This is a genomic window from Fibrobacter sp. UWH9 (assembly GCF_900129715.1).
Classification (GTDB): Bacteria; Fibrobacterota; Fibrobacteria; order Fibrobacterales; family Fibrobacteraceae; genus Fibrobacter.
This window is the reverse complement of record NZ_FQWP01000001.1, coordinates 387,798-409,632: the sequence shown is the minus strand read 5'-3', so window position 1 is coordinate 409,632 and position 21,835 is coordinate 387,798. Positions and strand designations below refer to the sequence as shown.

17 protein-coding genes are annotated in these 21,835 nt (G+C 50.5%); 8 read left to right on the top strand and 9 right to left on the bottom strand.

Going from position 1 to position 21,835, the window contains the following annotated elements:
* Positions 1-132: 132 nt before the first annotated feature.
* The 6 genes from BUB94_RS01795 (at position 133) to nth (ending at position 7,138) form a co-directional block, all read left to right on the top strand.
* On the top strand, positions 133-2,109 hold the full coding sequence (locus BUB94_RS01795; RefSeq protein WP_073233680.1) for a glycosyl hydrolase: 1,977 nt from the start codon (positions 133-135) through the stop codon (positions 2,107-2,109).
* Between the two features lie 153 nt (positions 2,110-2,262).
* Complete coding sequence (locus BUB94_RS01790) at positions 2,263-4,677, top strand: DUF3536 domain-containing protein (protein ID WP_073233678.1); 2,415 nt, start codon at positions 2,263-2,265, stop codon at positions 4,675-4,677.
* Positions 4,678-5,202, top strand: a complete 525-nt coding sequence (hpt, locus tag BUB94_RS01785) for a hypoxanthine phosphoribosyltransferase (RefSeq protein ID WP_073233676.1) — start codon at positions 4,678-4,680, stop codon at positions 5,200-5,202.
* Between the two features lie 27 nt (positions 5,203-5,229).
* The gene (locus BUB94_RS01780; RefSeq protein WP_073155911.1) at positions 5,230-5,730 is read left to right on the top strand and encodes a hypothetical protein; all 501 of its coding nucleotides are present in this window, start codon (positions 5,230-5,232) and stop codon (positions 5,728-5,730) included.
* Positions 5,727-6,512 (top strand): serine O-acetyltransferase, encoded by a 786-nt coding sequence (cysE, locus tag BUB94_RS01775; RefSeq protein WP_073155908.1) that lies wholly within the window; start codon positions 5,727-5,729, stop codon positions 6,510-6,512. The genes BUB94_RS01780 and cysE overlap by 4 nt, the downstream gene beginning before the upstream one ends.
* The gene (nth, locus tag BUB94_RS01770; protein WP_073233674.1) at positions 6,509-7,138 is read left to right on the top strand and encodes an endonuclease III; all 630 of its coding nucleotides are present in this window, start codon (positions 6,509-6,511) and stop codon (positions 7,136-7,138) included. Before cysE ends, nth begins: the two co-directional genes overlap by 4 nt.
* A gap of 33 nt (positions 7,139-7,171) precedes the next feature.
* On the opposite strand, the gene BUB94_RS01765 is transcribed toward nth, so the two are convergent.
* The 6 genes from BUB94_RS01765 to BUB94_RS01740 form a co-directional block, all read right to left on the bottom strand.
* The gene (locus BUB94_RS01765) at positions 7,172-8,104 is read right to left on the bottom strand and encodes a UDP-glucuronic acid decarboxylase family protein (protein ID WP_073155902.1); all 933 of its coding nucleotides are present in this window, start codon (positions 8,102-8,104) and stop codon (positions 7,172-7,174) included.
* Between the two features lie 72 nt (positions 8,105-8,176).
* The gene (locus BUB94_RS01760) at positions 8,177-9,145 is read right to left on the bottom strand and encodes a GGDEF domain-containing protein (RefSeq protein WP_073233672.1); all 969 of its coding nucleotides are present in this window, start codon (positions 9,143-9,145) and stop codon (positions 8,177-8,179) included.
* A gap of 183 nt (positions 9,146-9,328) precedes the next feature.
* Positions 9,329-10,141, bottom strand: a complete 813-nt coding sequence (locus tag BUB94_RS01755; protein ID WP_073233670.1) for a type III pantothenate kinase — start codon at positions 10,139-10,141, stop codon at positions 9,329-9,331.
* A gap of 130 nt (positions 10,142-10,271) precedes the next feature.
* On the bottom strand, positions 10,272-11,135 hold the full coding sequence (gene nadC / locus BUB94_RS01750; RefSeq protein WP_073155893.1) for a carboxylating nicotinate-nucleotide diphosphorylase: 864 nt from the start codon (positions 11,133-11,135) through the stop codon (positions 10,272-10,274).
* Positions 11,136-11,276: 141 nt separating this feature from the next.
* Positions 11,277-12,701 (bottom strand): sugar transferase, encoded by a 1,425-nt coding sequence (locus tag BUB94_RS01745; RefSeq protein ID WP_249269435.1) that lies wholly within the window; start codon positions 12,699-12,701, stop codon positions 11,277-11,279.
* Positions 12,702-12,801: 100 nt separating this feature from the next.
* A complete protein-coding gene (locus BUB94_RS01740; protein ID WP_073155887.1) occupies positions 12,802-14,091 on the bottom strand; it encodes a homoserine dehydrogenase in 1,290 nt (429 codons plus the stop codon).
* Positions 14,092-14,333: 242 nt separating this feature from the next.
* Here BUB94_RS01740 and BUB94_RS01735 point away from each other — a divergent pair, with 242 nt between their 5' ends.
* Both BUB94_RS01735 and BUB94_RS01730 read left to right on the top strand, forming a co-directional pair.
* Positions 14,334-15,506 carry a sugar transferase gene (locus BUB94_RS01735; protein WP_073155884.1) on the top strand — a complete coding sequence of 391 codons (1,173 nt, stop codon included), beginning with the start codon at positions 14,334-14,336 and terminating at the stop codon, positions 15,504-15,506.
* 235 nt (positions 15,507-15,741) lie between these two features.
* Positions 15,742-17,859 carry a glycoside hydrolase gene (locus BUB94_RS01730; RefSeq protein WP_073233668.1) on the top strand — a complete coding sequence of 706 codons (2,118 nt, stop codon included), beginning with the start codon at positions 15,742-15,744 and terminating at the stop codon, positions 17,857-17,859.
* 72 nt (positions 17,860-17,931) lie between these two features.
* Here the strand turns inward: BUB94_RS01730 and BUB94_RS01725 are convergent, their stop codons facing one another.
* The 3 genes from BUB94_RS01725 to BUB94_RS01715 form a co-directional block, all read right to left on the bottom strand.
* Entirely contained in the window at positions 17,932-18,570 is a 639-nt protein-coding gene (locus BUB94_RS01725) for a hypothetical protein (protein ID WP_073155879.1), read from the bottom strand.
* Between the two features lie 159 nt (positions 18,571-18,729).
* The gene (murI, locus tag BUB94_RS01720) at positions 18,730-19,539 is read right to left on the bottom strand and encodes a glutamate racemase (protein WP_073233666.1); all 810 of its coding nucleotides are present in this window, start codon (positions 19,537-19,539) and stop codon (positions 18,730-18,732) included.
* Between the two features lie 8 nt (positions 19,540-19,547).
* Positions 19,548-21,770: a UvrD-helicase domain-containing protein gene (locus BUB94_RS01715; RefSeq protein WP_254793629.1), complete on the bottom strand. Its 2,223-nt coding sequence runs from the start codon at positions 21,768-21,770 to the stop codon at positions 19,548-19,550.
* Between the last annotated feature and the right edge of the window lie 65 nt (positions 21,771-21,835).

Below are 21,835 nucleotides of genomic sequence, written 5' to 3'. Positions count from 1 at the left end.
TCTGCAATCTTTATTAAAAAAAAGCATCAATTGATGCGAACTTTTCAACGATTTAAGCTTTTCGAGGCGATCTTCCATTTAAAAATTCGGTTTTCAAATATAGATTTAAGGCGGTTTAATTAAGGAGTGTTTATGGGATTACATTTTAACAGCGCCATCAAGAGCGCATTCTCTTTCGTTGCCTTCATGGGGCTCGCCACAGCAAGCTTTGCAGCAACCACAGCCACCAAGTATGAAGCCGAAGATCAGCCCGGCGTAACAGCCGCCGACATCAAGGAAGACGCCAGTTTTTCTGGTGGCAAGTATGTGGTTCCCGGTTCTGACGGAATGACGTTCTCCATCAAGGTTGACGAAACTGCCATCTATAAGGTGACCACCCAGGTTCTGATTAAACAGTACGACTGGACCACCTCCAAAATCATGGTCAATGGGGAGCAGGCTGGTTCTGAATTGACCACACCCCGCAGCTGCGATTCCGCCTACGTCGTATCCGCCACTTCTAAGATGAAGGCTGGCGAGAATACGGTTACCGTCGGCAATGCCTCCATCGGCGTAGACTACATTATCGTGGAACGGGTTCCTGATCCGGAATTCAAGATTAGTGCATTGCCCGTAACTCCCGGCGCCACCGAAAGCGCCATGAAGGTCAAGACCTTCCTCCGCGACAACTTCATGAAGAAGACTATCAGCGGCATGATGATCAGCGACCAGAATTTCAACTACGATTACGGCAACATGAAGTTGCTTTCCGCCGCAGAATGCACTCCTGCAGACTCCTGTAAGTTCTTGAATGGTGAAGATACCTGGAAAGGCCAGACCGACATCGACGAATTTTACAAGCGTTCCGGCCACTATCCTGCTATCGGTGGTTTTGACATGCTCTTCGCTGCAGGCGGGCATCACGAAGAAGGATGGTTCCGGGGCTATACAGAAAACAATCTGGTCATGACCGAAGACCTGTGGAGCATGGGCGGCATCCCCACATACACCTGGCATTGGAAGGTGGGCGAAGACACCGTTTTCTACACCCAGATGCAGGGTTTCAAGAATGCAGGCTGTACCGAAGACGTTGCTGGAACCGCAGAAAACAACACCTGTTTCAACTACACCAAGGCATTCAAGACGGAATCCGTATGTACGGATATGGACTCCACCAAAAACGAATGCAAAGCAACCAAGACAGTATGCCTTGACGCCGACCCCACTTCCGAGGTATACAAGGACATCGTTGCCGACGTAGATATTGTTTCCGGTTACTTCAAGCAGCTTGAAGAAAAGGGAATTGCCGTTCTTTGGCGTCCTCTTCACGAAGCAAGTGGCGGCTGGTTCTGGTGGGGCGTCGGTTCTCCGGAATGCTATGTTCAGCTGTGGCATCTTGTATTCAACCGCATGGTTAACGTAAACAAGAACAGGAACCTGATCTGGGTCTGGAACATCAATACCGATCCTAAGTTTGGTTACGACTATTCTGCCCTCAATGGAGAATGGTATCCGGGAGACGAATACGTGGATATCGTTGCCGTCGACATTTACGACCCGCTGAACAACCATTATTCTGCAGCCGATTACTGGAACAAGATTATCGATGAAGTGGGCACCAATAAGATGATCGCCCTCAGCGAAAACGGCGCCATTCCCGACATCGACAGCATCGCCGAAGACAAGTCCTATTGGAGCTATTGGATGACCTGGAGTCAGACATGGAGCGGAAACTTCCTGGAAAAGACTCCCGCCGATATGTGGAAGCGCAACCTGGATGACGAACGAGTAATCGCCTTGGACAATATGCCGGGCTGGGACAATGTGGTTGCAGACACCAATAGCGCAGGCGCCATCGTCGCCCCCAGTTCCATTCGCAACACCGTACCTTTCGCAAACAACATAACGACATCCGTTCAAGAAAAAACTTTGTCTTTGTACATTCCCCAGGCAGGCCGAGGAACGGTGGCGCTGTTCGACATGATGGGCCATCGCATTGCAACTCTTGCCCAAGGCAATCTCGTTGCCGGAAGCCATCGTTTTGACCTGAGTGCACTGGCCCATGGAAGCTATGTACTCCGCGCATCTGCCGGAAAATACAGTGTTTCCAGAGTCATCAAGCTGAAATAAAAACAATTAGCGATTCCTTTTAAGTGAACCCCAAATCAACGCAGCCTAACCGCTGCGTTTTTTCGTATCTGAAAGCCCCTACAACACGCCCACGCAGCCACGCTGCATATGGCAAATTTCTATCTTTCGCCAAAACGTTTTTGGTGTGTAATTATGTCTGAAAAACATCCTCTGTATTTTACAATCCACGGCCACTTTTATCAGCCGCCCCGTGAAAACCCCTGGACCGGAGTCATCGAAAACCAGCCCAGCGCCCGTCCGTTCCACGACTGGAATGACCGCATTGCAAGTCAGTGCTATAGCCCCAACTCCGCAAGCCGTATTCTTTCCCCCAACGGCCGCATCGTAGATATCGTCAACAACTACGATTTCATGAGCTTCAACATGGGTCCCACCCTGATGGGCTGGATCCGCACCAACACTCCCGATACCTACAAGCGCATTCAGGAAGCTGACAAGAGAAGCATTGAACGTTTGGGCCACGGTAACGCCATCGCCCAGGTGTACAACCACATCATCATGCCTCTTGCTTCCGAACAAGACAAGAAGACCCAGATTGAATGGGGTATCGAAGACTTTAAGTTCCATTTCGGACGTATGCCCGAAGCCATGTGGCTGGCAGAAACAGCCATCAACTTCGAAACGGTTGTGGCCCTCATCAAGGCCGGCATCAAGTTCACCATTCTCTCCCCCACCCAGGCAGATAGCTTCCGCAAGTTGGGCAGCGAAGAATGGCAAGGTTGCTCCAACACCGATATCGACACCACCCGCCCCTACCGCATCTACCCCCGCGACAAGGAAGGCAACCTGGTGTGCGACGGCTACCTGGATGTATTTTTCTACAACCCCTGGCTTTCTTCTGCAGTGGGTTTCGAACACCTGCTCCGTGACGCAGGCACCTTCGGCAACAAGATCAAGAGCGCCTGGGATGAAAATCGCGAAGACGCACAGTTGGTAAGCATCGGTACCGATGGCGAATCCTACGGACACCACGAACCGTTCGGCGACATGTGCGCTGCCTGGCTCTATAACCACTTTGCACCCGAGAACAACATGGTTCCCGTGAACTACGGTTGGTTCCTGGAAAAGTTCCCACCCCAGCACGAAGTCCTTCTGAAGAATTTCCATAGCGAAGGTTGCGCCTGGAGTTGCGCCCACGGCGTTGGCCGCTGGTACCGCGATTGCGGTTGCTGCACTGGCGGTGGCCCCGATTGGAACCAGAAGTGGCGCGGTCCTCTCCGCGACGCCTTCAACCATCTGAAGAAACTGGCAGACGACGTTTTTGTCCGCGAATTCGAAAAGATTTCCGACGTAAACCCCTGGGACGCACGTAACAACTACGTACAGACCTTGGTCGCTCCCGAAGACAAATCCCGCGTGGAAGCCTTCCTGAAAGCTACAGTAAAGAACCCCTCCAACGAAGCACAGTGCGCCCGCGCCATCCGCCTTCTCGAAATCCAGAAGTTCTGCCTGTTCAGCTTCACCAGCTGCGGTTGGTTCTTCAACGATATCGAAGGTCTGGAACCGGTGCAGAACATGCGTTACGCCCTCCGCGCCATGGAACTGCTGGAACCGTTCCTGCCCTACGGCCACCATATCCGTAACGAGTTCATTAGCATCCTCGCCCGCGCCACCAGTAACGAACACAAGTGGAACGGTGCCGAAGTCTTTACCCGCTATGCCGAAGAACAGGTTCCCGTGGTTGTCAAGGAAATGGCAGAACGTGCCGCCATCTTCCACCTGGACCTGGAAGACGGTTACGACAACAAGGATGCCCGCATCACTGCGACAAAGATTGCTTCCCGCCGTCGTCAGACTCTGGTCCGTGCAGAATTCAACGACAAGTTCGTCGGCGAATCCCGAGTATCCTCCGTTCTTGCCATTACCGACCAGTTGGGCCGAATCAACCTGGTGGTTGCCGATGGCGAAAACGAACAGAACGGTCTTAAGTTCGTAGAAGATCCCAATATGGGAACCGAACAGCTCCAGGAAATGTACCCCACCGCCTATGTGGTCCGCATGCGCAACCTCATGAGCGACTCCCTGAAGCGTATCAACCAGATTTCTACCCGCAAGTACCTTTCCGGTCTTACGGAATCCTTCAGCAGTTTCGCCTTGTCCCATGGTCTTTCCATCGACAGCATGGCCGACCCCGACCATACCCTGCCCGACACCATGCGCAAGATCCTGTCTCTGGAAATCAACTCCAAGATCCACCACCTCGCCCTTTCCTATATGGAAACCGACGACAAGAAGGTCTTTGACGAAATCCACGACCTGGTTGAAGAAGCTACTGCATTGAACACCCACTTCTCCTTCGGCGGTACCGGACGTATGTTCCACGCCAAGTTGGTGGAACTGATTGATGCAGTCTCCGTCAAACTGGATAAGAAGTCCGTCAGCCACATCACCGGCCTCATTACCGTGGCCGACTGGCTCCGTCTGGGCATCGACAAGACAAGCCTCGAGAACAAGGTATTCCCCTTCTTCCAGGAATACAACAAGAATCCCGAAGGCAAGCTAGCCGCCCTGAAGCCCATGTTCAGCTGGCTGAACTTTGAGGTGTAAATGTACAAGATGTCCGCAAAGCCCATGATTTCTGCACAGCAGCTCCAGACCCGCGTCAAGGAGCTGGCTACAGAAATCGGCGGATCCTTTGAATTCGACATTGTCCTTTCGGCTCTCACCGGAGCGTTCATGTTCACCACGGACCTGGTTCGCGCCATGGCCAACCCCAAGCATCAGATTAAGTTCATCAAGGCTTCTAGCTATGGTTCCGGAATGGAATCCAGCGGCAAGCTGAAGGTGAGTGGTCTGGACTTGCAGGAACTAAAGGGCAAGCGAGTACTGGTTGTGGACGACATCCTGGATACTGGCAACACCATGTTCACCTTGGTAGGCATGTTAAAGGAAGCAGGAATTACAGAGTTACGTACTTGCGTTCTTATGAATAAGGAAGAACGTCGAACTGTTGATTTCCACGCCGATTATGTCGGATTCGAGATAGCCAACGAATTCGTCGTGGGATACGGACTAGACTTTAACGAAGACTACAGAACATTGCCCGAGGTCTGGACACTGATAGAAGTTTAGTTTTGGATTAGGTGAAGAGAGAGTAATATGGCAAAAAACAAAGATTTAGATGACGTCAAGTTACACGCCACCCAAGCCTTTGAGGCGGTAGGCAGAAGCTACAACAACATTAGCCGCGGCAAGAAGTTCCTGTTGCTCCTAGTAGGATGCTTCCTGGTATTTGTCGCTGGATTCATCACTAGCAGCATTATGCACAACGTTCCTGCCAAGGGAACAATCGAAAGAGTTGCTGCCCAACCTGATCTGCCAAACAAGTGCAAGTACCGTTACGACCGCGCCATGGAATACGCCATCATGCACGAATGCGTGTTCGCCCAGGGCGCTCCCCGTAACGACAACATCCTCATCCAGCGCATAAATTACTGTACCTGCGCCCTGCAGAGCGTGCAGAAGAAGAAGCCTTACCAGAAAATGTTCGAAAACAATCTGGTTGACTTTACCTTTAAAATCCGCGAAGAAAACCTTTGCCAGGAAAACAAGGTTATTCCCACCCTCGACGACGACGAGCCCTCTAAGGATAAAAAATGAATATTGCAGACATAGAAAAATCAATTCGTGACGAAGCCGAAATTCTGGTACAGAAGGAGCCCCTCTCTGTATTGATGCTGAACGAACAAATTCTATGTCGTAACAGTTTCTGCGAAATGTTGGGTGTCACCCTTTCCTGTCAGCTGGCAGGCGAAGTCATCGACAGAGTTGAACTGGAAAAGATGTTCAGCGGGCTTTACAGCAAGTACCCCGAACTTCTGATGAGCGCCGCCAAGGACTTGCACGCCACCGTGCTCCGTGACCCCGCCTGCACCAGCTATCTGGAACCGCTGCTGTTCTTCAAGGGTTTCCAAGGATTACAGGCATTCCGTGCTGCCCACATTTTGTGGAGCGAAGGACGCACCTTCCCCGCAAAAATGTTGCAGAGCATCATCAGCCGCAAGTTCGGCATGGACATTCATCCTGCAGCAAACATTGGATACGGAATTCTTGTTGACCACGCTACAAACATTGTCATTGGCGAAACCGCTGTCGTCGGCAACAACGTTTCCTTCCTTCATGGAGTCACCTTAGGCGGTACTGGTAACGAAATCGGCGACCGTCATCCGAAGGTTGGTAACGGTGTCATGTTGGGCGCCCATGCACAGCTTCTGGGAAACATCCATATTGGCGACGGTGCCAAGATTGGTGCGGGTGCCGTTGTGGTCAGCGACGTTCCTGCACACACAACGTACGCTGGAGTGCCTGCCGTTCAAGTTGGTCGTCCCCACGATGAAATGCCCAGCTTCAACATGGAGCAGGACTTCACCCGCGACGCATGACCAAAAAAGATCGCATCACATTCATCAACCAGAAGTTGGACGAGTTGTTTCCAAACCCGCCGATTCCCTTAAACTACCGCGATCCTTTCACCTTGTTAGTCGCGGTAGTCTTGAGTGCCCAATGTACCGACGCCCGAGTAAACCTGGTGACCGCGGAGCTCTTCAAAGTTGCCGACACTCCCGCAAAAATGGTAGCCCTCGGCGTGGATAAAATTGCGGAATACATCAAACCCTGCGGACTCTACCAGAATAAAAGCAGGAACATTTTCAAGCTGTCCCAGATTCTCGTTGAAAAATACAACGGCAAAGTCCCGCAGACCTTTGAAGAACTAGAAGCCCTCCCTGGCGTCGGCCACAAGACCGCCAGCGTCATGATGATTCACGCCTTCAAGATACCGGCCTTTCCTGTAGACACCCACATCCATCGACTGGCCGCCCGCTGGGGCTTAAGCGACGGAAGTTCCGTAGAACGTACTGAAGCAGACTTAAAGAAAATCTTTCCTCCCGAATCCTGGGAACGAAAGCATCTGCAAATAATTCTCTTCGGACGAACCTACTGCAAGGCCATGGGACACAAAGTGGATCAATGTCCCATTTGCAGCACCATCGGTTGCAAAACAAAATAAGCGAGCGTTTCCGCTCGCCTTTAAAAGTTTGCTTTATTCTTTCAGCAGTTCATCAAAATAGACGATAGTCTTTTCAAGCCCCTGACGCAAGGGAATCGTCGGTTCCCAACCCAGGGCACTCTTGGCCAGGTCAATGTTAGGTCTGCGCATCTTGGGATCGTCACCCGGCAGCGGCTGGAAGACAATCTTGCTCTTGGAACCGGTCAAGTCCAGAACTTCCCTTGCAAGTTCCAGCATGGTAAATTCACCGGGATTGCCGATATTTACCGGTCCGATAATCTTGTCCTGGCTCATCATGCGGACAAAGCCTTCAATAAGGTCGTCTACATAGCAGAAGCTACGGGTCTGGGACCCATCACCATAAATGGTAATATCATCGCCCTTCAAGGCCTGCACAATAAAGTTGCTAACGACGCGACCATCATTAGGAAGCATGCGAGGGCCGTAAGTATTGAAAATTCGAACGATGCGGATATCCACATTGTTCTGACGGTGATAATCCATAAAGAGAGTTTCGGCAACACGCTTGCCTTCGTCGTAACAGCTACGGATACCGATGGGGTTCACGTTTCCCCAATAGTCTTCTGTTTGCGGATGCACAGCAGGGTCGCCATAAACTTCGCTGGTGCTGGCCTGAAGAATGCGGGCTTTCACACGCTTGGCAAGTCCCAGCATATTAATCGCACCCATGACGCTGGTCTTGATGGTCTTTACCGGATTATACTGGTAATGCACAGGGCTGGCAGGGCATGCCAAGTTAAAAATACGATCCACTTCAAGAAGAATCGGTTCCGTTACATCGTGACGGATCAGCTCGAAGCACCTGTTGTCGCGGAGGTGGGCCACATTAGCCATTCGGCCAGTGAAATAATTATCAAGACAAATAACCTCGTGACCATCATTCAGAAGACGTTCACAGAGATGGCTACCCAAAAATCCAGCACCACCGGTAACTAAACAACGCATACACGCTCCAATATTTAATCACCGATAATATAACTTTTTTTGAAGTTTTCAAAACTTACGAGTAGAACACTTCTAACTCACAATCTGGTTTTTGCCGTGTTTCTTTCCCCAGTAGAGTTTTTCGTCTGCCTGGCGGATGTAATTCTCATATTCCGAAATACTGTCACCGGTACACACGCCGATTGTCGCAGAAATCCTGATTTCCTGATTCCGGTAAATAACGGAACTTTCGCGAAGTCTCGTAATGAAATTTTCCAGGACTCCACGGGCACTGTCCACACTCATCATGGGCAGGTAAAGCACGAATTCCTCGCCACCCCAACGGACGGCAATGGCATTCTTGGGAAGCACATCGGCCAGCAGGTGGCTCACCCGTTCCAGAACCTTGTCGCCGGCCTCGTGACCGTAAGTATCGTTAATATGCTTAAAGTCGTCCACATCCACCATGGCCACAGAAAAGGCATTCTCGTTTTCTTCCTTGCTGCGTTTCATGATGCCTTCAAAAAAGCGGCGGTTATAAAGACCGGTCAGCACGTCATGATTACTTGAATAATCCAGTTTGGCCCTGGCCTCGTTCAGCTCTACCAAATAAAGGTTGGAAACATAGAAAAGGGTAAACAAGGTAATGATAAGATTCAGACAGGAAATGAATACTTTATGTTCAAGAACAATAGGTAAGTATTCCGGGAACATGGAATATTCGAACACCGTAATTTGGCTTACGCCAATGGCCGACACCGCACCAATGAACTGGTAAATATGTTTCTTCTTGTTCCTAAAGGGCAGCAGAAAGAACACCACAGCCACCATGCCGATAATAAAGTTCACATAGCTAAAGTGACCGCCGGCCACAACTTCACTAAAGAACGAGAATATGATTATTTCGAAATAGGCAAATACAATCTGCAGGTCACTATTCTTCTTGAACAAGGTCAGGAACAAGACATACAGACAAGAACTACCAATATTCAGCACCACCAGCGGAGTTAAGCCAATGGAATAAAAATAGATTGCGTTGAATATATGGACAAACAGACACATGACCAAAAAGATCAACGTTCTGTTCTGCGATAACGTCTTAAGGAATTTTGCCAGCACGATTTTCACCTTCTTAACTTATGTAATAATATAATAAGTTTAATTTACGATAAGCACATTTCTGCTTTTTTCCCATAAAAAAAGCCCTATTCCTCAGGATAAGGCTTTCAAAAACAGATGTTCTGGCTATTCTTCTTCGGTATCCCGTTCCACTTCTGCAACGGAATTTCCCTTGACAGCCACCAGACGGATTCCTCGCAAAGTTAGGAAAGGGTCATACTTGTCAATAAGGGTTGTCCGGCGGGCAATGGTCTTGCCCCAACCGCCCGTCGCATAGACAGGCAGGTCTTCGCAGCCCACTTCCTTCTTGATCTTACCGATCAGCACTTCCAGCTGAGCCAGGAAGCCATAAAGAAGACCAGCTCGAATAGCATCATCCGTATTGTCAGCCACCACGTTTTCGGGCCATTCGATAGTTACCGGAAGCAAGCGGGCAGCCTTTTCGGTAAGGGCATCCAGGCTAGCGTTAATACCGGGGATAATCACGCCCCCGACAAAAGCGCCATCCTTCATGACATCAAAGGTGGTTGCAGTTCCCATATCCACCACCACACCGTTTTTCAGGCCTTCTTCACGGAGCGCAATCACATTGCAGAGGCGGTCGGCACCAGCCATGGAAGGATTCTGGTAATCAATTTTCAAACCGAGGCAGTTCTTGGAATTGACAACCTGAACGTGCTTTTTCAGCAGAGAATCCAGAGCCTTGATCCAGGGGCGCTCAAGAGCGGGCACCACCGTCGAAAGACCCACATGGGTAATCTCTTCCGGATTAATCTTAGAAAAGCGGAGAAGACCTCCGATACGGTTCATCACCTCGTCGGAAGTGGTTTCCTTACGGGTTGTCAGACGCCAGTAATCCACCACCTTGGTTCCCTTGAAAATGCCAAGAACCGTGTGGGTGTTTCCTACGTCAACAACTAATGTTACAGAATCTGCCATAGTCTCTTTTTCTGCAGCCGTTTTCTTTTTTTTGCAAGTGGTTAGTGGTTGGTGGTTAGTGGCTAGGGCCGTTGGAGAAGAACATTACCCGCAACCCCTGTTTACTAACCACTGTTTACTAACCACTCCCCTAAATTCTCATGGAAATGTCGAGAGCCTTCACGCTATGAGTAAGGGCTCCCACGGAGATGAAGTCCAGACCGAGGGTAGCGATTTCCTTGGCGCGTTCCAGGGTCATGTTGCCGGAACCTTCCACCAGGCACTTGTCGCCGCTTTCCTTGATGATCTTCAAGGCTTCAGCCATGGTTTCGTTGCTCATGTTGTCCAGCATAATCACGTCAACACCCTTATTGAGCAAGGCGCGCAGCTGGTCGAAATTTTCCACTTCCATTTCCACCATGAGGTTCTGGGTGTTATTCTTCTTGACAACTGCCAGAGCTTCCAACACGCCACCGGCGGCAGCAATGTGGTTGTCCTTCACCAGCACCATGTCAAAGAGGCCCATACGGTGGTTGGATCCGCCGCCAACGCGAACTGCATACTTCTGCAAGGTACGGAAACCGGGAATAGTCTTACGGGTATCCAGGACCTTGGTCTTGCCGCCCTTCAATGCTTCCTGGAAAGTGTGAGCCACAGTGGCCACACCGGAAAGCTGCTGGATGAAGTTCAGCAAGGTACGTTCACCGGTCAAAAGTTCGTGAGTGGTACCATCCAGTTCGGCAATCAGATCGCCCTTCTTTACCACGTCACCATCCTTCTTGTGGAGGGTCACGGTAGCATTAGCCTTCATTTCCTGGAACACCAGTTCGATAATGGGAAGACCAGCCACAACGCCATCTTCCTTAGCGATCAAACGAGCATGCTGCTTCTGGTCGGCAGGAATGGTCCACATGCTGGTCACGTCACCAGTGCGAACGTCTTCAGCCAAAGCCAGACGGATCATAGTCAAAGCATCTTCTGTGGGAAACACCGGAGTAGAATTATCACCGTACATAATCAAGGTCCTTATATAAACGTTTTGGTATGAGGTATGGGGTCGCTCATTTCATTCGCTCTGAGGTATGAGGATACTTACAACCTCTAGGGCGTAGCCCGACCTCACCCCTCAAAGTGAGCGGAGCGAACGCCCTCAAACCTACTGAGCGCCTTTTCCTGTTAAAACAACATAAACAGTACGTACAAGAATCTGGAAATCCAGCAAGAGGCTCATATTCTCGTAGTAATACATATCGTACTGCAATTTAATCTTCACGTCTTCGGTGCTGGTATCGTAATGATGGCAGACCTGAGCCCAACCAGTCAACCCCGGCTTCATCTTCAGACGGCTGATGTAGAAGGGAATCTGTTCACGGAGCTTACCGATAAACACAGCTCGTTCGGGGCGGGGGCCCACCATACTCATATCACCTTTCAGCACGCACAGAATCTGGGGAAGTTCATCGATACGGGTCTTACGCAGGAATCGTCCAATGCGGGTAATTCGCGGATCGTTCTTGGTAGCCCACTGAGCGCCAAACTTTTCGGCATCGGTACGCATGGTACGGAACTTGTACACAAAGAAAGGCTTTCCATACAAACCGATTCGTTCCTGGGAATAGAAAACCGGGCCACGATCGTCCAGCTTGATAGCGATAGCCGCAAGCAGGCAAATGGGCAACGAACAAATTCCAAGGAAGGTACCGAAGCAAATGTCCACCATACGTTTGACGCGGACCTGCCAGGGCGGCATGGTAAAAGGCAGCAGTTCCTGGAGTTCAAAGCCATATACCAGATTTGCCTTGAACTGACCATGAATCACCTGATAAAGTTCCGGAACGAGGTAGATGTGTACAGCGCATTCGCAAACCCACACAAGCACTCGCATAATTTCCTGCGGAGAGGTACTATCATGGGCAATAATGATGCCAGAAACCTTCTTACTCTTAATCAACGCGGGCAAGTCAGAATACTTACCAAGAACGGGGACACCGGCAAATTCCTTGTCCATGACCTGATAACGTTCATCGACAAAACCAATAACACGCTGACCACGCTGAGGCGTCTTGGCGAGTTCTTCGGCAATCTTGCGACCAGCCTCGGTTGCACCAAGTACCAGAATGTTATTGGCACCATAACCGAGACGCAACAGACCGCGAAGGCACTGGTAGATGATCATTCTAAAACTGACCACCAGGCAAAGTGCAAAACCACCGTATATAAAAATCCAGGGGAAGCGAGATCCATACAGATAACCGCTGTTCAAGGGTTCGTTAGACATAACCTTGCCCAGGAATTCCGCACCGAACAGGCAAAGAATCACCAGGATAATTCCAAGGACCACCGCACGCAGCACCCGCAAAATCTGATGAGTCCTAGACTGCAGAAGCCAGGAACGATAAAGTCCCGCGCAAACAAACAGAAAGAGCCACCCCACATTAAGCACAATGCCCATGTGGTAGTAATCAGCAAAAGCTCGGCTAGGATCAAACTTGTCAGCAATCCACCCACTGTGGAACTGCACCCAGAAGGCCAAGCCAAAGCAAATGGACAACGCAACAAAGTCCGACAGGACAACAAGCATACGTTCCAATGTGGTCGCTCGAATCATACACAATCCAACGGAAGAAGTAAACAAGAGGAAAGGTTCCCATCAACCCGTGACGGGAACCATCCTAAAGCGTTTAAGCCAAGAAGCGGATAACCTGGCTCTTTTCCACGATTTCAGCGAGAGCGTCGATGGCATCCACTGCCTTCTGGGCCTTGCTGTCCTGGGTGCATTCGGTAATGACAACCACAGAAACCTTACCCGGATCCTTGACGTTCTTCTGGATGATGGTTTCGATGGAAATGTTATTATCGGCCAGGATCTTGGTGATCTTAGCCAGAACGCCGCAAGCATCACGGGAAGTGAAGCGCAGGTAGTAGCGGGCGCTGGTTTCGGAAATGGGAACCAGGGTGGCAGAATTTTCAACATTGAACCAGCCCATGGGGAGAGCCTTGCGGGAACCGCAGTCGGTAGAGCGGGCCAGAGAGACCAGGTCAGCCACAACAGCGGAAGCGGTGGGCAGACGACCAGCACCAGCACCGGTCTGGAGGGTTTCACCCAGATTGTCGCACTGCAGGTAGACAGCGTTCAGAACGCGGTTTACGCTGGACAGCTGATGTTCCATGGGAACCAGGCACGGATGGACACGGGCGTCCACGCGATCGCCTTCACGGCGGTAGATACCCAGAAGCTTCACGCAGCAGCCAAGTTCCTTGGCGATGGCGATATCCTGGGCGGTAATCTTGGAAATACCGGTCACGTGAATCTTTTCAAAGTCTACGCGGTGGCCGCTGCAGAGAGAAGCCAGGAGAGCGGTCTTGTGAGCGGAGTCGATACCTTCAATATCAAAGGTAGGATCGGCTTCAGCAAAACCGAGACGCTGAGCATCCTTAAGAACCACATCGAAGTCCAGGCCTTCTTCAGCCATACGGGACAGGATATAGTTACAAGTACCGTTAATGATGCAGCTCAGGTTTTCGACGGTAGAGCCCAGCAGGCCTTCCTGGAGGCTACGGATAATAGGAATGCCACCACCGACAGCAGCTTCAAACAGAACATGCAAACCCTTCTTTGCAGCCAGCGGGAAAATTTCGTGACCGTACTTAGCCAGCAAAGCCTTGTTAGCGGTAACCACATGCTTGCCACTTTCCAGGGCAGCCAGGATCCACTTGCGGGGCATATTGTAGCCACCAGCCAGTTCCACCAACACGTCAATGTCGTTGGAAGCGATCATTTCGTCGGCATTGGTAGAGGTCTTGTAGCCCTTAGCCTTGAAGGGAGCCACTTCTTCGTCGGACTTGGCGCAAATGCAAGCCAGTTCCATTTCGACACCGAGCTTTTCCTTGTATTCGGCAATCTTCTGTTCCAAAATCTGAATAACACCGCCACCGACGGTACCTGTACCAATAAGACCAATACGCAACATAGAGCGTCTCCATTTTAAAATTATACAGCCCAAAATTAGAAAAGTTCCGCATTTCTTCACGAAAGCAGGCCCTTCGAACGTCCTATTTTACCGGTATAACGTCCCTATTCTGCAGCAAACCTTTATGTTCATACAAATTAATAAAATGTTTTTTGGAGTTTTTTCCTTTAAACAGCCAATTACAAACCCTTACCCCTTTTGGCTACACCGAAGTAAATTCTTCTTTTTTTATATTTGCGTCCATGGATCAGCAATCTGTAAATCCGGCAATCGGTTCTATTCTCGACGAGCAGAAATTGAAGAACATCGTGTATCCAGCACGATTGTTCAGAGCCCGTCTCAACGAGGAATTCCTTCGTGCAAACCGAACCTGCAAGCCATTCCTTTACATCAAGATTTACGCTCATCAGTACGATTTTTTTGGCTGGGGCAGCCCCAACCAGACCGTAGAAAACACATGGCGAATCAGCATACTCACCATGTTCTCCCATTTGAGGTTCATTGATGTCCTCGGCTACCTCTCCGACGGAAACGGCCTTGGTATCATCCTGTTGAACTCCGACATGTCAACCCTGGAGTCCATCCGTAAGGAAATCCTCCATAAGCTGAACGACGCCGGCCTCATCCAGTCCCTGCGAATCAAGCCCAGAAAACCCATTTTCGAAGCCCACCTCTATATGGGTTCCCAGGAAAAGAACAACCTGGAAATGCAGGCCAAGCTTGACGAGTTCAACAGCACCAACGGAAGTTTCTTCTCGTTGCAGCGCCTGAACCTGGACCATATCTGGCAGCACCCCCACCGCATCCGCTTCCGCCACATTATCAAGCGCATCGTGGATGTGGTCTGCACCAGCGCAGCCATCGTTCTCTGCTCCCCCTTGCTTCTGTTCTGCGCCGCCGCAGTCAAGATCAGCGATCCCAAGGGTCCTGTCATCTTTAAGCAGGTCCGCGTAGGCAAGAACGGCAAACTGTTTACCATGTACAAGTTCCGCAGCATGTACGCCGACGCCGAAGAACGCAAGAAGGAACTGATGAAGCTGAACGAAACCGGCGGCAAGACCTTCAAGATGAAGAACGACCCGAGAATCTACCCCTTCGGCAGAGTTCTCCGCAAGTTCAGCCTCGACGAACTGCCTCAGTTCTTCAACATCATCAAGGGCGACATGAGTATCGTCGGTCCGCGACCGCCTATTCCCTCGGAAGTGGCTGAGTACGAACCGTGGCACCGTATGCGTCTGTCCGTCACACCGGGCCTTACCTGCATCTGGCAGGTCAGCGGTCGAAGCAACATTAGCTTCGAAGGTCAGATGCGCCTGGACAACGACTACATCCGCCGCGACGGCAAGCTGGGCGACGACATCAAGCTCATCCTCAAGACATTCAAGGTCGTGTTCAAGGGCGACGGAGCCTATTAAAAAATAGGCCTAAATAATTGGCTCCCGGAGCCTATTAAAAAATAGGCCTAAAAGATTGGCTCCTGGAGCCTATTTAGGAAAAAACGGGCCCTATAAAAAAATTTGGAACCAGGAATCTCGAAAGGACGGTCCGTTTATAACGGGCCGTTTTTTACGTTCTTACTTTTAGTTTAACGTTTTTCCATTGCAAATACAAAAAAATTATTTTTGTCTTGGTGTATAGAAAGGAAACAACATGATCAGGAAATTAGTACCCGCAGCTTTGGCTTCCGCTGTAGTTGCATCTGCCGCAACGATTACCATAGACCCTGCCGACACCAAGCAAAAAATTCTTGGATTCGGAGCCGGTAGCGTTTACTACCAGGACTGGGTTACCGCCATGGGTAATGCAACCCAGCAAGCATTTTACGATACAGCCTTTACCGGTCTAAATCTTTCCATCCTGCGTATCGGCAACTGGAAGCAGGACAGCGAAAAGAGCCTGGCCAACGACGCCGCGATCATCAAGGCCGCAAGACAGCGCCTCGGCAACAAGCTGAAAATCGAAATGTCTTCCTGGAGCGCCCCTCCGAGCCTCAAGCCCAGCAACAGCATCAATGGTAGCGCAGGCAACGGCGACAAGAAGAACAACACCCTCAAGACTTCATCCACCGACCCCTACGGTGCCTTCGTATACGCCGACTTCGCACACTGGTGGAAAACTTCCTACCAGGCCTACGAAGCCATGGGCATCGCACCGGATTACATCTCCCTGCAGAACGAACCGGACATGAACGCCGAGTACGAAGAAACGCTTTTCGAACCGTCCGAAAAGGATGGCATCGCCGGTTACGACAAAGCACTTCAGGCAGTGAGCGACTCCCTGAACAGCCTGGCCAACCCGCCCAAGATTATCGGCCCCGAACCGCTGGGCATCGGCTTCAACAATTTCCAGAACTACATGGCCAAGCTGGACGACAGCAAGCTGGGAGGCTACGCCTACCATCTGTACCACGCCGGCGACGGTAACGACAACTCCGGACAGAACTACCTGAACCCGGAAAATTTCCGCAAGCCCATGAGTTCCATCGCCTCCCGCTGGGGTAGCGATACCAAGCCCTTGATCATGACCGAATTCTGCACCATGGAAAATGACATCCGCGAAGCAGATATGGTCGGCCTCGCCCACATCATGCAAGTCGGTTTCACCAGCGGCAAGCTCAACGCCTACATCGCCTGGGAACTGTACTGGGGCGAAAAGGGTCAGTTCATCGGCGTTTGCGCCGCCAACTGGGGCAACTGCACCAAGGACGAAATCGTTATCGCACCGGAGTACCACGCCATGCGACACTACTCCAAGTTCGTAAATCCCAACGCACGCGTCATCACCAGTACTTCCGACCAGGATGAACTCAAGGTGGTAGCCTTCCGTAGTGTAGGTTGCGATTCCATCTCCGTCATCGCCATCAACACCGTCAACTCCCCCGTAAGCCTGAATGCTCCCAGCATCAATGGCTACAACGCCATCTACGCAGTTCAGTCTGTAGAGAGCGGAGCCAAGAGCAAGGAAATCACAACTAGCGTCAGCTACAATCTTCCGGCCCGTTCCATCACCACCTTGGTCTACACCATGAGTGCTGGCGCCAATATCGGCAACTGCGAAGACGCCCCCATTGAAGAAGGCGGCAATGGCGGCAGCAACATTCCCTCCAGCATTACCATCGTAGACTTCAGCAAGGAAACCTCCGCCGGTAAGTGGAGTGGCGAATTCGAAGGCACCCTGGTCACCACCCCGCTGGACGGCGTGTCCCAGTACGTCAAGCTTCCCTTGGCAGGTTGCAATCAGGATGACTGCGGTTACCAGCACGGCGTTTACGCCCTGAGCGACATGGCCCTCGTCTACGATCCTCTCCAGGTCTGCAGCGACCTCGTCATCACCATGCGCGGCGTGGATTCCACCAACTCCGTGAACATCGGCGGCGCAGGCGGATCCGAATGGACTAGCTACCAGTACGGCAACGACGCAAGCGGTTCCGAATGGAGCGAAGTCACCATTCCTCTAACAAACGAAAAAGATGAATCCGGCGCACCCTTCGGTTCCAACAGCCTCACCTTCAACAGCAACGGATCCGGCATTTACATTGCCAAGATCGAAGCCGTCGGCTGCGGCACCACATCCATCCATTCCAACTTTAAGTACGCCTTCAACGACAACCACATGCAGGCCAAGCTCTTCGACCTGAACGGCAACCTCCTCTGGACAGGCACAAAGAACCAGGCACTGAACGACAACGGCACTCTCCGCCTCGACGTCCGCCAGGGAACATACATCCTGAAGACAAGCTCCAGTTCTATTAGGGCCGTCAAAAAATAAAGTCTAACAATAAAGAAACAGAAAAGGCCGTGGATTTCATCCACGGCCTTTTTCGCATAAAAATTTAAAGGATTAACCTTCTTCCAAAGCTTCCTTGTATTCGTCGACGGTAGCGATATATTCGTCGATCATATCTTCCTTGGAATCCAGGTAAGAAAGGATCTGTTCAAGATGTTCCTTCTGGAATACTGCCTTCAGCTGACGGGAAGCGTGACCGCGGTAACCCCATTCCTTGAGGATTTCGTCGGTAACGACAAAGGAATCGTTCATGGAGACAAAGCGCATGGGACCATAAACAGCCCAGTTGTGTTCCATCTGCATGCATTCCGGTTCCTGAAGTTCCGGATTAGCCATGTAGCGCTGGATGTGGCGGGTACGAACGTCCTTGATCTTATCGATGCGCATATAACCCATGATCAGGTACTTGTTGCGCATTTCGGAATCGCTGAGACCTTCGTAGCGGGTACCGAAAAGAATGTAGCGGCTCTTGGCCTTGAGGATAGCATTCACAGCCTTCACATTGTAGCAGCTCACGAGGCCATAGGTGCTGGTTTCGTAGTTCGGTTCAGAAAGGAAGCCCTTGCCATTTTCGTTGAGCTGGTCGCGCACCGGCATTTCAGACTGGTGGCTAGTTTCTACATAAAGCAAGCTGCCTGCGGCGTTACCGCGGTAGTCCTGCCAACCATCGAGATTAATCTGTGTCTTCGGCATTTTTATACAATCCGTTAATTATACTCGAAATAGATTCGACTTGGTTAGACTTCGAGAACCCCGGACTACGGCCCGAGGTCCCCCCTTTAATTAAAACTCTCACGGGCGGACCATCCTAGATGGTTCGTCGTTTTTTGTATAAGATACTAATTTTGTAGGTTAAAAGGTCAGCGATTCAGCAGAAATGTCTTGCATTCCAAAGAAAAAGGCGCCTTTTTCAAAGAATTCGGCCGTATCTGTAGTCAAAAAACTGGTTTTACCGTTTTTCGCAAGTCTTTTTTCTATTTCCGGGTGACGTTTCAGATAGTCGACAGTCTTGTCCGCCACGATACTCCCCTGAAACACCAGGTTCACCCCCGGCGGAGTAGATTCGCGGATAGCCTTTTCCAGCAGCGGATAGTGGGTACAAGCTAAAAGGATGGTGTCGATTTCAGGATCCTCACGTAAAACGGCCTCCACTTCCTTTTTAACAAAGTAACGAGCACCATCGGATTCCCGTTCGCCATACTCAACCAAGGGCACCCACATGGGGCACGCATGCTGAGTCACTTTCAGCTCCGGATAAAAATGGTTGATCTCGATGGGATAGCTTCCCGAAGAAACCGTTCCTGCCGTCGCAAAAATCCCGATATGTCCCGTCTTACTGACATGTCCAATTTCTTCTGCAGTGGGACGGATAATCCCCAGTACCCTGCGATCAGGAAATTCAAAAGGAAGCACCTGCTGCTGGATACTGCGAAGGGCTCGTGCAGAAGCTGTATTGCAAGCCAGGATCACCAGGGGGCATCCACGACTAAACAGTTCACGAACCGCCTGCAACGTATAGCGGTAAATGGTTTCAAAGCTACGGGAACCATAGGGAGCGCGGGCATTATCCCCCAGATACAGGTAGTCGTACTGCGGCAACACCTTTTGCAAATCCCGCAAAATAGTTAGACCGCCAAAACCGGAATCAAAAACACCAATCATAGCAGTCCCTACCTCAATGCACTTTCCATACGATCATGAACCATAGGACACAAATCCTGCTTCGGATCAATATCGGGATTGGATTCCTTCAACGCCTTCACGTCAATAGGATCAAGAATTTTCACCGTCACCTTGCACGGTCCGGCATTCTTTCGTTTCTCCCAGACAGCGGCAGAGCCCTTGATGACCAAGGGAAGAATGAAGCCGTCATTTTCGTGGGCAAAATAGAACGTGCCGCTCTTAAAAGGACCCAAAGCCCCGTCTTTACTGCGGGTTCCTTCAGGGAAGATAAACAAGCGGGGAGCAGCTCCTCGTTCCGCGATAACACGTCGTACGGCGGCTGCGGCACCACCCTTGGAACGGTTCACCAGGGCACAGCCAATCTGCTTCATCCAAAAATGAAGGAACGGCACCTTGCCCAGAGACTCCTTGGCCACAAAACCAAATGTCCGCTGAAGGGCAAGAAAAACCATAGGGATATCCGAAAATGAGCCATGGTTTCCAACCGCAAATACGGGGCGAGTCCAATCCACTTTGCCGAGCGCAGCCTGATTTTCAATATTCAATTCCACACGGAGCATCTTCAAACAGAAAGCAGAAAAGAACTGGATACGGCCATCGACCCAAGGAGTCATATCTCCGCCATGCCGCCACTTGGCATAGGGCACACGAATCATCTGCACACACAAGTAGCCAAGAACAATCAGGACGACATAAATTCTAAAAAAAACGAGAGGCATCATCAAACCTTTAGACTTACAGGAGCTTTCCTTCGGTAAAAAACTGGAACGTTTGAACTTACACAACTGCCCCTTCCAAAATCTACGTTTGCAATATAACAAAATCAGACAGGCCTCCGCACGAGTCACCCCCACATAGTACAGACGACGCTCCTCTTCCAGCTGCCTTTTCCGCTGAGACCTAGATCCCATACACGCCCCAGGAGTCAACCCCTCGGCAAGCCCCGCATAATAGACCACCGCGTACTGCAACCCCTTTGACGCATGCACAGTTTCCACATGCACCCCGTTTTCCAGGACGGCCCCTTCCTCACCATTTTCTGCAGGCCCTCCCGCAATGGGAATGTTATAATCCCGCAGGGCCTCTTCATAATAAAGCCGCTGGCGGTTATACCTTACAAGAATGGCAAAGTTTTTCCATTCCAAGTCATAGCCCATCCGAAGTTCCTTAATGGACTGAACGACCTTCTGCATTTCCTCCACCGGATTATCGGACACCCACACTTCAGGTTTCCGATTTTCCTTGAAGATGGGATTCCCCTTGGAGCCCGAAGGATTTCCAGCACGCAGGACCTTCCGCAAATGAATGGGCTTATTCGTAAAAATCTGATTCGCCAAATGAAGTACATTGGGAACGGACCGGTAATTCCATTCCAGGCGAATCAGCGTGCTCTCCCTAAAATCGTCTCGGAAGCGGTTAATATTGCCGATATCAGCCCCGCGGAAACCATAAATAGCCTGGTCATCGTCCCCCACAACAAAAAGGGATTTCCGATTTCCAAGCAGACCTTTAACCATACGGTATTGAGTCGGATTGATATCTTGATATTCATCAACAAGAATTTCAGACCAAAGACTCTGAAAATAGTCCCGAACAAAGGGAAACTCTTCGATCAGGCGAATCGCCTCAAATATCAAATCTTCAAAAACCACACGACCAGTCTGATGGACTTCCTCCCGGAGGGGTGCCAACTTCTTTTGCAGTTTTGCCGACAACCCATAAGAAAAGAGATTTTCACGAAGGACTGTTCCACTTTTTATTTTAAGTTCCATAAGCCGATGGGCAAAGTTTCTCTCTGCAGATTCTGTCGGAGAGGGAATCTTCTTAAACCCCAGCAACTCGTACGCACACACCTCCCCCGAAGAACCATCCCCATTTGCAGGAACCTTACACTTCAACATATAAAGCGCAAGAGAATGAAACGTGCAAAGGCGCACCCCCGCATTAGGGAACAAGGCCTGTACACGCTCCCGCATTTCAGCAGCCGCCTTAGCCGTAAAAGTCAGCGCTAGAATTTTTTCGGGAGCCACACCGCAAAGTATGCGGTACTGGATGCGCTTGGTCAACACGGATGTCTTTCCCGACCCCGCACCAGCCAAAATCAAAAGCTGAGCCCCAGATTCGTGATCATGCAAAACAGCGGCCCTCTGGTCAGAATTCAAACCAGAGAGAATTTTTTCAGCCGGACTTTCGGCAGATTTCATGTCCATACAAACCCGTATGGAATGGGATGATTTACATGTAAATCACCACCGGTATATAAAAAGACCGCATA

Coding starts and splice junctions, on each gene's coding strand:
- BUB94_RS01765 (WP_073155902.1), bottom strand. CDS start 8,104: ATGCGTTGTTTAGTTACCGGTGGTGCTGGATTTTTGGGTAGCCATCTC.
- murI (WP_073233666.1), bottom strand. CDS start 19,539: ATGATTGGTGTTTTTGATTCCGGTTTTGGCGGTCTAACTATTTTGCGG.
- BUB94_RS01760 (WP_073233672.1), bottom strand. CDS start 9,145: ATGTGTCTGTTTGTCCATATATTCAACGCAATCTATTTTTATTCCATT.
- BUB94_RS01725 (WP_073155879.1), bottom strand. CDS start 18,570: ATGCCGAAGACACAGATTAATCTCGATGGTTGGCAGGACTACCGCGGT.
- nth (WP_073233674.1), top strand. CDS start 6,509: ATGACCAAAAAAGATCGCATCACATTCATCAACCAGAAGTTGGACGAG.
- BUB94_RS01780 (WP_073155911.1), top strand. CDS start 5,230: ATGGCAAAAAACAAAGATTTAGATGACGTCAAGTTACACGCCACCCAA.
- cysE (WP_073155908.1), top strand. CDS start 5,727: ATGAATATTGCAGACATAGAAAAATCAATTCGTGACGAAGCCGAAATT.
- BUB94_RS01740 (WP_073155887.1), bottom strand. CDS start 14,091: ATGTTGCGTATTGGTCTTATTGGTACAGGTACCGTCGGTGGCGGTGTT.
- nadC (WP_073155893.1), bottom strand. CDS start 11,135: ATGTACGGTGATAATTCTACTCCGGTGTTTCCCACAGAAGATGCTTTG.
- BUB94_RS01735 (WP_073155884.1), top strand. CDS start 14,334: ATGGATCAGCAATCTGTAAATCCGGCAATCGGTTCTATTCTCGACGAG.
- BUB94_RS01715 (WP_254793629.1), bottom strand. CDS start 21,770: ATGGACATGAAATCTGCCGAAAGTCCGGCTGAAAAAATTCTCTCTGGT.
- BUB94_RS01745 (WP_249269435.1), bottom strand. CDS start 12,701: ATGCTTGTTGTCCTGTCGGACTTTGTTGCGTTGTCCATTTGCTTTGGC.
- BUB94_RS01790 (WP_073233678.1), top strand. CDS start 2,263: ATGTCTGAAAAACATCCTCTGTATTTTACAATCCACGGCCACTTTTAT.
- BUB94_RS01755 (WP_073233670.1), bottom strand. CDS start 10,141: ATGGCAGATTCTGTAACATTAGTTGTTGACGTAGGAAACACCCACACG.
- hpt (WP_073233676.1), top strand. CDS start 4,678: ATGTACAAGATGTCCGCAAAGCCCATGATTTCTGCACAGCAGCTCCAG.
- BUB94_RS01730 (WP_073233668.1), top strand. CDS start 15,742: ATGATCAGGAAATTAGTACCCGCAGCTTTGGCTTCCGCTGTAGTTGCA.
- BUB94_RS01795 (WP_073233680.1), top strand. CDS start 133: ATGGGATTACATTTTAACAGCGCCATCAAGAGCGCATTCTCTTTCGTT.